Annotated in this window: 9 protein-coding genes and 1 pseudogene; 6 read left to right on the top strand and 4 right to left on the bottom strand. The window is 62.9% G+C overall.

Annotated elements, in window-relative coordinates; all coding sequences use genetic code 11:
* Positions 1–78 precede the first annotated feature (78 nt).
* Both OC610_RS11765 and OC610_RS11760 read right to left on the bottom strand, forming a co-directional pair.
* Entirely contained in the window at positions 79–1,293 is a 1,215-nt protein-coding gene (locus tag OC610_RS11765; protein WP_264427917.1) for a cytochrome P450 family protein, read from the bottom strand.
* 198 nt (positions 1,294–1,491) lie between these two features.
* Positions 1,492–1,689 (bottom strand): annotated as a pseudogene (locus OC610_RS11760) (helix-turn-helix domain-containing protein); the annotation flags it as partial.
* Positions 1,690–1,989: 300 nt separating this feature from the next.
* Here OC610_RS11760 and OC610_RS11755 point away from each other — a divergent pair.
* Positions 1,990–3,147 (top strand): serine hydrolase domain-containing protein, encoded by a 1,158-nt coding sequence (locus OC610_RS11755; RefSeq protein WP_264427916.1) that lies wholly within the window; start codon positions 1,990–1,992, stop codon positions 3,145–3,147.
* Between the two features lie 150 nt (positions 3,148–3,297).
* Here the strand turns inward: OC610_RS11755 and OC610_RS11750 are convergent, their stop codons facing one another.
* Complete coding sequence (locus OC610_RS11750; RefSeq protein WP_264427915.1) at positions 3,298–4,368, bottom strand: transglycosylase SLT domain-containing protein; 1,071 nt, start codon at positions 4,366–4,368, stop codon at positions 3,298–3,300.
* Positions 4,369–4,576: 208 nt separating this feature from the next.
* Between OC610_RS11750 and OC610_RS11745 the strand changes: the two genes are divergently transcribed.
* The 4 genes from OC610_RS11745 to OC610_RS11730 all read left to right on the top strand — a co-directional run bounded on the left by OC610_RS11745 (position 4,577) and on the right by OC610_RS11730 (position 10,413).
* Positions 4,577–5,065, top strand: coding sequence for a type III secretion system chaperone family protein (locus OC610_RS11745; protein WP_264427914.1), 489 nt, complete (start codon positions 4,577–4,579; stop codon positions 5,063–5,065).
* 15 nt (positions 5,066–5,080) lie between these two features.
* The gene (locus tag OC610_RS11740; protein WP_264427913.1) at positions 5,081–7,207 is read left to right on the top strand and encodes a type III effector; all 2,127 of its coding nucleotides are present in this window, start codon (positions 5,081–5,083) and stop codon (positions 7,205–7,207) included.
* Between the two features lie 371 nt (positions 7,208–7,578).
* Complete coding sequence (locus OC610_RS11735) at positions 7,579–9,984, top strand: penicillin acylase family protein (protein ID WP_264427912.1); 2,406 nt, start codon at positions 7,579–7,581, stop codon at positions 9,982–9,984.
* Positions 9,985–10,071: 87 nt separating this feature from the next.
* Positions 10,072–10,413, top strand: a complete 342-nt coding sequence (locus tag OC610_RS11730) for a carboxymuconolactone decarboxylase family protein (protein ID WP_003206631.1) — start codon at positions 10,072–10,074, stop codon at positions 10,411–10,413.
* Between the two features lie 2 nt (positions 10,414–10,415).
* On the opposite strand, the gene OC610_RS11725 is transcribed toward OC610_RS11730, so the two are convergent.
* Positions 10,416–11,381 (bottom strand): GlxA family transcriptional regulator, encoded by a 966-nt coding sequence (locus OC610_RS11725; protein ID WP_264427911.1) that lies wholly within the window; start codon positions 11,379–11,381, stop codon positions 10,416–10,418.
* A gap of 184 nt (positions 11,382–11,565) precedes the next feature.
* Between OC610_RS11725 and OC610_RS11720 the strand changes: the two genes are divergently transcribed.
* Complete coding sequence (locus tag OC610_RS11720; protein ID WP_264427910.1) at positions 11,566–12,204, top strand: HD domain-containing protein; 639 nt, start codon at positions 11,566–11,568, stop codon at positions 12,202–12,204.
* Positions 12,205–12,244: the final 40 nt, after the last annotated feature.

The following is a 12,244-nucleotide window of genomic DNA, read 5'->3' as shown; positions in this document are numbered from 1 at the left end:
CGGATCAACGGATCAACGGATCAAAAGATCGCAGGCTTCGCCAGCTCCTACAGAGCCCAGCGAGCTTGCTGGTTCGCCTCAATCCACCGACCAGCACACCGGCAACGCATCCGGTCCCCTGAAGTTGGGCACATAACGCCAGCGCACAGCACTTGGATCAACCGCCAATCGCAGACCCGGGCAGCGCCACAGCAAGGTGTTCAACGCAATGTCCAATTCCTGCCGGGCCAACGATGCACCCAGGCAATAATGCGTGCCCTTGCCGAACGACATGTGCGGACAGGCCGGGCGGGTGATATCCAGCCGTTCAGGATTGGCACACATCGCCTCGTCGCGATTGGCCGAGCCCACCACCGCCACCACAAATTGTCCACGTCGCAGATGTTGCCCGGCCAATTCAGTGTCCCGAGTGACGAAGCGGACCATTGCCCGCTCCACCGACGAGTCATAGCGCAGGAACTCCTCGACTGCGTCGGGCATCAGTGCCGGCTCATCACGCAACCGAGCCAGCGCTTCGGGGTGCTGCACAAGCGTGTGCACGGCATTGCCAATCATCGACGCCGACGTTTCGTGGCCGGCGATGATCAGCAGCGCAATCATGCTGCACAACTCGCTTCGGCTGAGCATGCGGCCCTCTTCCTCGACCTGGGCCAGGGCCGATACCAAGTCATCGGCCGGGTAGGCCCGGCGCCGGTCGATCAAGGCGAGCATGTAGCCGGCGAATTCGTTGTAGCAGCGTTGCAGTTCACTCAGGTCGTGGCCCACTTGCCGGACGATCATGTGGGACCAGCGGCGGAAATCGTCTCGGTCCTGGGCAGGTACGCCGAGCAGTTCGGCGATGACGGTGATCGACAGCGGGAAGGCATATTGGCTCACCACGTCCATTTGCCCGCTTGGCCCAACGGCGTCCAGCAGCGACTCGGCGATCTGTTCGATACGCGGCCGCATGGCGTTCACCGCCTTCAAGGTGAACGCCTTGTTGACCAGCCGACGCAGCCGACGATGACTCTCCCCGTCACGGTTGAGCATGTGGTCGTTGAGGAAGGCGATGGACTGCTCGCCCCCCAGCATCGCCGCGAACTGCGGATCGATCCGTGACGGATCGCGGGCGAAGCGCTCGCTGTCCATCAGCACTTCCTCGACCTCCCGGGCACCGGTGACGTACCACATCGGCAACTGCCCTTCGGGCTGGCTGAGAAACACCGGGGACGCCTGGCGCAACGCCGCATAATGCCGATAAGCCTCGCCGCGAAAGGCGTCGCTGTTCAGGTCGAGGGTACGCTCGTAGGGCATGGACATTCTCCGGGGGCAGGCATCGTTGCTCCTGAGTGGCGGGGGGCACCCAAAAAGATCCCTATGAAAAAAACCTGCTCGCGACGGCGGTGGATCAGTGGCTATCGATGCAAGTTGAACGGCCGCCTTCGCGAGCAAGCTCGCTCCCACAATGGGATCGGAGTACGGCAAAAAAACCAGGTCGGCTGTCAGGCCGCCTTCGCGGGCAAGCCTACGACGGCTATGTTCTTCCAGTCCGGCGGGCCCTTCCCTCTCATAGCGCTCGACCCATTTATAGCCAGTCTTGCGACTGATCTCGTAGGCCTGGCAAAGCGCACTGAAGCTGGGCGGGCCTTTGATGTAGTCCGCAATGAACAGCAGTTTCAGGTCCATAGGTTTCAGCTCTCGCCATGGCATGGTCAGATCCTCGAAAACCGACCCTGCCAGTTAAAAACTGTTACCTATGTGCGTGAACTGATTTGTAACCCATGTGGGTGAGTCATACCTGAGTCATACCCGCAAGCCTTTTTGGTTACTTTTTTTGGCGTCTGAAAAAAGTGACCCGCCGTAAGGGCGGAACCATAAGCCGCCGTGACCGCAGCAATGGATATGTACCCAATCAACAACATCCCGACTGAATGCTCCCCCAGAGGCCAGTGAACCGTTTCCCCAGCCACCGTCACTCAAGGAAGACCCCCAACCCTGCGTGGAACTGACATGACACACTCACCCGCCATCCACGGCCACTGCGACCCACGCTTCGAACCGGTCAAAGCGGCCTTCACCGGATTGATGCAAAGCCCTTTCGAACGCGGCGCCGCCCTGTGCCTCAAGATCGAAGGCGAGACGGTGATCGACCTGTGGGCCGGAATCGCCGGGCCGGAACCGGACAGCCATTGGCAGCACGACACCCTGCTCAACCTGTTTTCCTGCACCAAACCCTTCACAGCCGTGGCAATCATGCAACTGGTCGGCGAAGGACGCCTGGACCTGGACGCACCGGTCTGCCGCTACTGGCCCGAATTCGCCAGCGCCGGCAAAGACTCGACGACCGTGCGGCAAGTGCTCTGCCACCGCGCGGGGCTGCCGGCGCTGCGCACGCCCCTCGCGCCGGAAACCCTTTACGACTGGGACACCATGATCGACCTGATCGCCGAGGAACAACCCTGGGTCGATGCCGGGAAACAACAGACCTATTCACCGTTGCTGTTCGGCTGGATTCTCGGTGAGCTGCTACGCCGGGTGGATGGCGTGAGCCCGGCGCAAAGCATCCACCAGCGGGTGGCGGTGCCGCTCGGGCTGGATTTTCATATCGGCCTGGACGACGCGACCATCGCTCGCTGCGCCTACATGGCCCGTACCAAGGATGAAGTCGACGATGAAGCCTTTGGTCGAGTCCTGCAGTATGTGCTCACCGAGCCGACAGCGATGAGCGCGCTGGCCTTCGCCAACCCGCCGATGGTACTGGGCCGCAGCAACGAACCAGGCTGGAAGCGCATGACCCAGCCGGCAGCCAACGGTCACGGCAACGCCCGCAGCCTGGCGGAATTCTACGCAGGACTGCTCGACGGGCGACTGCTGGAATCGCCACTGCTCAACGAAATGCTGCGCGAGCACAGCGCCGAATATGACCCGACCATCCAGACACCGACGCGGTTCGGCCTGGGCATCATGCTCAACCAGTCGGACGTGGCGAACGGCAGTTACGGCATGGGACCCGACGCCTTTGGCCACATGGGCGCCGGCGGCACCATCGGTTTTGCCGACCCCGAGCGCGGCGTGGCGTTCGGCTTTGCCTGCAACACCATTGGCTCCTACGTCTTGATGGACCCACGCGCACGCGGCCTGGCGAATGTGGCGATGGGGTGTCTCTGAACCGGACACCCGGCGCTGGATCCGTGGCGAGGGAGCTTGCTCCCGCTTGGGTGCGAAGCGCCCATCAAACGAATGGGATTGCTGCGCAATCCAGCGGGAGCAAGCTCCCTCGCCACGGATTGAATATCGGCAACTCATTGCACAGCCCGCTCAAACCCCCGGCGGCGGCACCACCTCCGCGACCTGCGGCTCGGCCACACCGGCGTCCGGAGACGCAGCGACTTGCTCATCACCACTTGCCCGAGGCAACGCCGCCTTGGCGATCATGTCCGGTTGTGCCAGCAACCTGCGCGACGCGTCCACCGGCATCAGCAGACGGCCCCTGACCCGGCCGCGCCCGGCCGGATTGAGCATGCGCAACTCGCGTTCATGGACGCCGGATAACTGCGCCAGTTGCGCCAGGTCCACGGGTTGCGCCAACGCGACCATCTGGAAGTACGGCTGGTCGGCAATCGGCGCCAGGCTCACGCCGTAGCTCGCAGGCGCGTTGACCAACTGCGACAGCGCCAGCAACCGTGGCACGTAGTTCTGGGTTTCTCCGGGTAACGACAGGTTCCAGTAAGTGGTCGCCAGGCCACGCGCGCGGTTCCGGGTGATGGCGTCGCGCACCCGCCCTTCCCCGGCGTTGTAGGCGGCCAGCGCCAGCAGCCAGTCGCCGTCGAAGTAGTCGTGCAAGTAGGACAGATAATCCAGGGCCGCCCGGGTGGACGACGGAATGTCTCGACGCTCGTCGTAGTCGCCGCGTTGTTGTAACTGATAACGACGACCCGTGGCGGGAATGAACTGCCAGAGCCCCAAGGCCTGGGCAGGCGATTGCGCATTGGGGTTGAACCCGCTCTCGATCGCCGGCAGCAACGCCAGCTCCAGCGGCATGTTGCGCTTGTTCAGTTCCCCGACGATGAAGTGCAAGTAACGGCTGCCGGCGCGTCCGGTCTGGGTGAGAAACGCCGGGCGCTCCATCAGCCAGCGGCGTTGTTCGTCGATACGCGCCACCCCTTGGGTCTTGGCCTGCAAGGAAAACCCCTGGCGCATCCGAGCCCACAGGCTGCCACCGCTACCGCTTTGCGAGGAAGACTCGGCAATCTCGATGATCGTGTCGGTGGGTGCCGGCTCCAGCCAGCGCAACTGGGCGCGATACGGCTCATTGGCAAAACGATCGCCGATGGTCAGCTGTGGTTCGAGGTGTTGGCACCCGTACAGCAAGGTTCCCACGGCGAGCATGGACAACCCTTTGGGGACAAATCGAAGGGCCGGCGGAAGTGCAAGTGATCGGGACATGGGCGGTCAACCTTGAATGAGGTGGCGCCATTGGGTGGCGGATCACCGGCCAGCGGTTCCACGCGGTGGTGTGGAACCGAAATGGCGCAGGTGTCACTCAACAGGGGCAGCAGGCGCTCGTCGGTGCCTGGATGACAATGCGAGGTCAATCATGGCGTCACCCACCTATTGCAAGCTGATCGATCAGCTCTGCGAACTCACGATGATTCCTACCCCGTCAGCGTTCTACGAACAGGCAAACCTGTCGGTCAAGGAAGTCGATTTTTCCCTCAAGCACACACCCGGCGTGGGCGAGGGAGACGTGTTCATCTACTGCGGCTTCGGGCCGTTGCCCGTGGCGAATCGCGAAGCGGTCATGCAACGGCTGCTGGAAACCAACCTGTACCTGCTGAGCGGCGCGTTCTGCCCGTCGCTGTCGTACAACCGCGACAGCGAACAGGTGATCCTGATCGGCCACGTCCCCCTGGATAACCTCAGCGCCGAGCGCCTGCTCGGGCTGATGGGCGGTGCCGCCGATATGGCGTTGATCTGGCGGGAGGGCTACTTCTTCGACGGCGCCAGCCCAAGCCAAGCCGCCAAGCCCGCCCAGCAAAAACCCACCCCGCGCAGTACAGGGCTCAACAACGCCCTGTCGATCTAGGAAAGGAGAACAGACATGCCAGCAGTATCAGCAGGCGCCACCTCAAGTTCGGCGCCATTGCACCAGCAGCAGGATGATCGGATCACGCCGGTGGGCACCAGCCTGGCCGGGCAAGTGCGTCCTTCCACCAATCCACTGGTGCCTTATCACTTTGAAGGAAAGGCAGCCGACAAGACCCAGGAAACGCTCCAGGTCAAACAAGAGCGTCTGCAGGGGATGATCAGCAGGCTTGGAAAAAAGGATCCCGAAAAGGACCCCATCGGCTTTGCACGAGCGCATATGAGCCTGGAAGGCAAAGCACTGAGCTACGCGCCAGGAACAAGCTATCAGGACATACAAAAGCACCTTGCCGAACTTGGCGGCACGCCTCATCCAATGCTGTCCGGCCACGAGGAAACCGAAGCATTCGTCAAGGATTTCAACGAGTACCTCGCAAAGAACGAGGCCGATAGGGAAGAAAGCGGCGGTTTCAAAGCCGTCTGGGACAAGCATTGCGAGCGCGTCGGTAACACCCTCGGCGCCTATCACTCGCTGTGCCAGGAAGTGATCGACCAAACCCCGGGAGAAGACGATCGCAAGCTGCTGGAGAGCAGCCATAAAGCCTTCCGTGGTTATGCAAAAGGCGTCACGCAAGCCATGGCGCAAGACATGCCCCAGCGACTGAACAGGTTCATGGAAAGCCGGATCGAGCACGCGCAACAAGCGGCGAGCAACGAGAGCCTGCCCCAGGCCGACCGAGACAAGGCGAACGACGAGTTGAGCCAGTTGCGTGAGGTCCGGGATGAGCTTGGCGAGTTCCTCAAGAAAGATGACGACAAGCCTGGTACCACAAGCGAACTGGCAAAAGCCACGAAGAAAAACGAAGTGCTCGACACCGCGCTGAAGAATGTCGGACGCCAGGACTACGTGGCCGAACTCAAGACCCACAGCGGCTTCGTGACGGGCCTGGCCGTCTTTGCCGACGCGGGGATCCCCCAGGGCTTCGCGTCTGCCGGACACTTCGGCGCAAGCACGGCGGCGATCGACGAGGCGATGGCGGATCAGTCCTTTGGAAAACATGTGGCGGCGACATCAACCGTCCTTGGTACCGCCCACAAGGTAATCAGCGACGGTCTGCGCCCGTTTATCCAAGTCGTCGTCGACAAGACCATCGGCAGGGGGCTGGAAAAGGTCGACCCGCTGGCCGTGTACCCAAAGGCCCTGCAGGACATCACCGTGAACGGACGGCGGGTTGCCAACGCCCAACGTGACACTCTCGACGCGACACAGAGCGACAAGCGAGCCGATTTCAAACTGAAACAGAACGCCAACAACTTCGGCACCATGAGCGGCGACTTCACCGGTTACCTCGCCTTCGGCGCGGCCCATGCGGTACGGGACACGATAGACCAGTTCACGTCCGTCAACGCCTCTGGCATCGCGGCTCGCAGCGTCGCCTCGGCAGTGGGCGGCACCTTCATGGCGGGCGGCCAGGCGGTGGCCAAATATGCCCAGACCCACGGCGACGAGCAGATCCCCACCTATCGCGTCACGAAGGAAAACCGCGAATGGAAAGAACTCCTGCCCAAGGCGTTTGCCGAAGCGACTGGCAAGCTCAACCCGATCAGCATGGCCAATGTCAGCGACTTGACCAACCGAATCGTCGGTGTCGGTCCGGGGATCGCCATGCGCACCGGGGTCGGAGACGCCGCCGCGGTGGGTGAAAATCCCGATGTCCGGGAGAAAATGGAGCAGATTGTCACGACCTTCTTCTCCTCCGGCCTGACGCTGCTCCCATTCTTCGCCAACAGCGTGGCGGCACCGCTGGAAAATAAAGCATTGGGCGATGGCACGGACGACCTGACCAAGCGAGCGCAGGTACCGTGGCAGAACGTTACCAACCCTAACCGCGACACCCTGCCCCATACCCAGACCGAGGGCTTGACCCGCAACCTCGAGAACGCCTATCACGTCACCCGGGGCCTGACCCAGGTGGTTCCGCAAAGCACCCTTTCCGCGCTGAACATCACCGCTGACTTTGCCAAGGGGGTGGTAACGAGGCCGAAAAAGGCGGGCGACAATATGGAACTGGCAGAACGCGGCGAAGCGCGACCCCAGGGCGGACCGTCCACCGAAGCCACGCCCACCACCCGACCAAGCTGAAAAAACGCCGGGCCATCGCCAGACGGTCCGGCATCCTTCCCTCCTCGCTGGCCACGGGTATTCTCCTGTGGCCAGCCCTCGCGACACTCCGGCTCACACTCCCTGCTTTCCCGTGGCAAGGAAGCTTGCTCCCACTGAGCTCTGTAGGAGCTGCCGAGCGAAGCGAGGCTGCGATCTTTTCACTACCCATTGAATCTGGATCAAAAGATCGCAGGCTTCGCCAGCTCCTACAGGCCAAGCGCCCTCGCCGTGGGCGATTCGGTTGAAAGGAAAATCCCACCGAGGAACGATGCACCGGGACGCGGTTGCATGTTAAACAGGGAATCAGCAGCAAGATCATGGGACCGCTGTCACTCGAATAAGGATCCACCATGAAACGCACCCTCGTCGCCTTCCTGTCGCTGATCGTCACCGCAATCATCGTCGCGGGCGGCTACCTCTACAGCAAGCAGCCGACCCGCCAGGGCACGGTGCAGTTGCAGGGGCTGCAAGGCTCGGTGACCGTGCGCTACGACGAACGTGGCGTGCCGCACATCCGCGCCGAAAACGAAACCGACCTGTACCGCGCCCTGGGTTATGTCCATGCCCAGGACCGGCTGTTCCAGATGGAAATCCTGCGCCGCCTCGCCCGGGGCGAACTGGCGGAAATCCTCGGGCCCAAGCTGCTCGACACCGACAAGCTGATGCGCAGCCTGCGCATTCGCGAGCGCGCCGCCAGCTACGTCGCCGAGCAGGATCGACAATCGCCGGCCTGGATCGCGACGCAGGCGTACCTGGACGGCATCAACGCCTATCAGCAAACCCACACCCGGCCGCTGGAGTTCGATGTGCTGGGCATTCCCAAGCGCCCCTTCACCGCCGAAGACACTGCCAGCATCGTTGGCTACATGGCCTACAGCTTTGCCGCGGCCTTTCGCACCGAACCCTTGCTGACCTACGTGCGTGACCAGCTCGGTGCCGACTACCTGAACATCTTCGATCTCGACTGGCAGCCCCAAGGCGTGCTGCAACAGGGCCCGACCAGTGGTTCGACCCTGACCGCCAGCGATTGGAAAGACCTCAACGCCCTCGCACGGCTGAGCGAGCAGGCCTTGGCCGACAACGGCCTGCCGCAGTTCGAAGGCAGCAACGCCTGGGCGGTCTCCGGCAGTCGCACCCACAGTGGCAAGCCGTTGCTGGCCGGCGATCCGCATATCCGCTTTTCCGCGCCGTCGGTGTGGTACGAGGCGCACCTGTCCGCACCGGGGTTCGAACTCTACGGCCAATATCAGGCCCTACTGCCGTTTGCCACACTGGGTATGAACAAGGATTTCGGCTGGAGCATCACCATGTTCCAGAACGACGACCTGGACCTGGTGGCCGAGAAGGTCAACCCGGACAACCCCGAACAGGTCTGGTACCGCGACCGATGGGTGGACATGACCCGCAGCGAACAACAGATCGCGGTGAAGGGCCAGGCGCCCGTGACCCTGGTGCTGCGCCAGTCGCCCCACGGACCGATCGTCAACGATGCCCTCGGCGCCAACGCCGGCAAGACGCCAATCGCCATGTGGTGGGGATACCTGGAAAGTCGCAACCCGATCCTCGACGCGTTCTACCAGCTCAACCGCGCCGATACCCTGGCGAAGGCTCGCGGCGCGTCGGCCAAGATCCACGCACCCGGCCTGAACGTGGTCTGGGCCAATGCCAAGGGCGATATCGGCTGGTGGGCCGCGGCCCAATTGCCCAAGCGGCCGGTGGGTGTAAAGCCAGGTTTCATCCTCGACGGCGGCAGCACCGAAGCGGATAAAGACGGTTTCTACCCTTTCAGCAGCAACCCCCAGGAAGAGAACCCGGCCCGGGGCTACATCCTCTCGGCGAATTTCCAACCGGTGGCGGCCAGCGGGATCGAGATTCCCGGCTACTACAACCTCGCCGACCGCGGCCAGCAACTCGACCGGGAGTTGAGTGAGAAGCAGGCCAAATGGGACATCCAGACCACCCAGAAGCTGCAACTGGGCACCGCCACCGCCTACGGTCCGCGCCTGCTCGCGCCCTTGTTGCCGATCCTGCGCGAAGCGGTCAACGACCCGCAGGAACGCAAATGGGTGGAGCAACTGGCTGAATGGAAGGGCGACTACCCGCTGGACTCCGTCAGCGCCACGCTGTTCAACCAGTTCCTGTTTGACCTGGCCGACGTCGCCCTGCGCGATGAACTGGGGGACAGTTTCTTCGACACCGCGCTGTCGACCCGCGTGATTGACGCCGCGCTCCCGCGCCTGGCCGCCGCCAAGGACTCGCCGTGGTGGGACGATCGCTCGACGCTGGGCACCGAAACCCGTGCCGACATGGTCATCAAGGCCTGGCACCGAACCCTGGTACACCTGAAGGCCACCTTGGGCGAGGATGCCAGCCAATGGCAGTGGGGCCAGGCTCACACCCTGACCCACGGCCATCCGCTGGGCCAGCAGAAACCGCTGGAACGAATCTTCAACGTCGGCCCATTCGCCGCCCCCGGCACCCATGAAGTGCCGAACAACCTCTCGGCCAGGATCGGTCCGGCGCCTTGGCCGGTGACCTATGGTCCCTCCACCCGGCGCATCATCGATTTCGCCGACCCGGCCCACAGCGTCACCATCAATCCCGTGGGCCAGAGCGGCGTGCCGTTCGACAAGCATTACGAGGACCAGGCCGAAGCCTACATCGAGGGGCTGTATCACCAGGCGCACCTGGCCGAAGAAGAGGTCACAGCCAACACCCACGGCACGTTGAAGCTGTTGCCCGCCAGGGCGGAGTAAATCTTTTCGAGCACGAGCAGGCCCGATCGCCATTGATGGTCAAGACTACAAGGGCCCAAACCCGTTTATCCCAAAGGAGTCCATGCAATGTTCAATAACTGGTCCGAGCTGCTGCCTACCATCAAGAGCGCCTTTGGCGCCCTGGGCAAAAGCAATCCGAAAATGGTCAAGGCCTACATGGCCCTGGATGAAGCCGCCGCCGAGAACGACGTGCTCGACGCCAAGACCCGCGAGCTGATCTCCATCGCCGTGGCGATCACCACCCGTTGCGACGGCTGCATCGGCGTACACACCGACGCCGCGATCAAGGCCGGCGCGACCCGCGAAGAAATCGCCGCGACCCTGGCGACGGCGGTCTCGCTGAATGCCGGCGCGGCCTATATCTATTCCCTGCGTGCGCTGGAGGCCCACGACGCACTGAAAAAATAAACTCAAAGCATCGCGGCGAAATTCAACCTGAACTGTTGCGGCGTCACGCCCAACCGCCGATTGAATACGCTGCGCATGTGCTGGGCATCGCGAAAGCCGCATTGGTACGCCACGGTCTTGAGCGGTGCCCGAGTGCTTTCCAGCATCACGCGCGCCGCGTCCACCCGGGCCTGCTCGACGAACTCCGCGGGCGTGACCTTCGCCTCCCGGCTGAACACCCGGGAGAAATTGCGTGGGCTCATGTTCGCCGCGTTGGCGAGGTCGGCGATGCCCAGGTCAGCGTTGAGATTCGCCAGCACGTACGCCTGGACCTGGGCCACGGTGGAAGTCGGCTCGGCATGGGGCGCCAGGAATGGACTGAACTGCGATTGACCGCCTGAACGCTGGGTGAACACCACCAGCCGCTTGGCAACGTTCAGCGCGACGTCCGGCCCGTGGTCCTGCGCCAGCAGGAACAGCGACAGGTCGATGCCTGCCGTAACGCCCGCCGAGGTATAGAGTTCGCCGTCCTGCACGTACAGCCGATCGGCTTCGACCCGGGTCGAGGGGCACATCTGCGCCAGCGCCGACGCATCGCCCCAATGGGTGGTGACGGTCCGTCCATCAAGCAACCCCGCCCGGGCCAGCATGAACGCGCCATTGCAGATCGAACCGAAGCGCCGCGCCCGTGAGCAGGCCTCGCGCAGCCAGGCATTGAATGCCGGGCCAAAGTCCATGAACGGCAATTGCGGCCCGCCCGCGACCAGCAACAGGTCGTACGCCTCTGACGCTTCGCTGAAATGGCAGTGGGAATTGAGGGACATTCCGTTGGAGCACGACGTCGCACCCCGCTCCACGCCGATCACTTCCAGCCGATAGCGATCCTGGGCGGCGAGAAAGCGATTGGCTTCGCAGAACACATCCATGGGGCCGCTGACGTCCAGGGACTGCGCGCCTGTGAATATCACGATGGCGACGGATTTTTCCATGATTCTGGCTGACCTGTCCGGATTGACCACCGAACCCTAGCCAATCCGGCGCGCAGAAGCCAGATGGCATGAAACCTGAGTTCATTGGCCGTAATCGCAGCCATGGCGCGATTGCTGCGCCATACCCCGGCGAACAGACTGGAACCTCAGCGCCGCCACGGCGCACCGCGAAGAGGAGAGCAGCATGAACAGCATCGCCGGCATCCAGATCCCCGACAGCGCCCTCGCCCGGGCCACCACCGAATATATTCGCGACATTGAATCGGACCTGCTGTACCACCATTCCCGCCGGGTGTTCCTGTTCGGCGCGTTGAGCGGCCAACGCCAGCAATTGGCTTACGATCCGGAGCTGCTCTACGTCGGCGCGATGTTCCACGATATCGGGCTGGTCGAAGGTTATCGCAGCGACGATGAGCGTTTCGAGGTGGACGGCGCGAATGCCGCCGCAGCGTTTCTCAAGCCCTACGGGTTGAGCGATGACGACATCGAGCAAGTGTGGCTGTCGATCGCGCTGCACACCACGCCCGGCGTGCCGAAGCACCTGCGCCCCAACGTCGCCCTGGTGACCGCTGGCGTGGAGATGGACGTGCTGGGCATGGATTACGCCGCATTCCCCGCCGCACAGCGCGACGCAGTGGCGCATGCGCATCCCCGGGGGGAAGGCTTCAAGGAATGCATCATCTGCGCCTTCGCCGACGGCTTGCGGCATCGTCCGCAAACCACCTTCGGCAATGTGAAGACCGACGTGCTGAGGGATCAGGAGCCGGGGTTCAAGCCGATGAACTTCGTTGAAGTGATCCGCAGCTCGCCCTGGAATTCATAGCCAGCCTGTACACCACCTTCGCGAGCAGGCTCGCTCCCAC

Origin of the sequence: Pseudomonas agronomica, assembly GCF_025917275.1 — a bacterium.
In the GTDB taxonomy this organism is placed as follows: Bacteria; Pseudomonadota; Gammaproteobacteria; order Pseudomonadales; family Pseudomonadaceae; genus Aquipseudomonas; species Aquipseudomonas agronomica.
Note: the sequence above shows the minus strand (reverse complement) of the source record. Positions and strands in the feature narration are given on the sequence as shown.

Excerpts from the sequence above, each read along its gene's own strand:
- OC610_RS11765 (WP_264427917.1), bottom strand. The coding sequence starts at position 1,293 with ATGCCCTACGAGCGTACCCTCGACCTGAACAGCGACGCCTTTCGCGGC.
- OC610_RS11755 (WP_264427916.1), top strand. The coding sequence starts at position 1,990 with ATGACACACTCACCCGCCATCCACGGCCACTGCGACCCACGCTTCGAA.
- OC610_RS11750 (WP_264427915.1), bottom strand. The coding sequence starts at position 4,368 with ATGCTCGCCGTGGGAACCTTGCTGTACGGGTGCCAACACCTCGAACCA.
- OC610_RS11745 (WP_264427914.1), top strand. The coding sequence starts at position 4,577 with ATGGCGTCACCCACCTATTGCAAGCTGATCGATCAGCTCTGCGAACTC.
- OC610_RS11740 (WP_264427913.1), top strand. The coding sequence starts at position 5,081 with ATGCCAGCAGTATCAGCAGGCGCCACCTCAAGTTCGGCGCCATTGCAC.
- OC610_RS11735 (WP_264427912.1), top strand. The coding sequence starts at position 7,579 with ATGAAACGCACCCTCGTCGCCTTCCTGTCGCTGATCGTCACCGCAATC.
- OC610_RS11730 (WP_003206631.1), top strand. The coding sequence starts at position 10,072 with ATGTTCAATAACTGGTCCGAGCTGCTGCCTACCATCAAGAGCGCCTTT.
- OC610_RS11725 (WP_264427911.1), bottom strand. The coding sequence starts at position 11,381 with ATGGAAAAATCCGTCGCCATCGTGATATTCACAGGCGCGCAGTCCCTG.
- OC610_RS11720 (WP_264427910.1), top strand. The coding sequence starts at position 11,566 with ATGAACAGCATCGCCGGCATCCAGATCCCCGACAGCGCCCTCGCCCGG.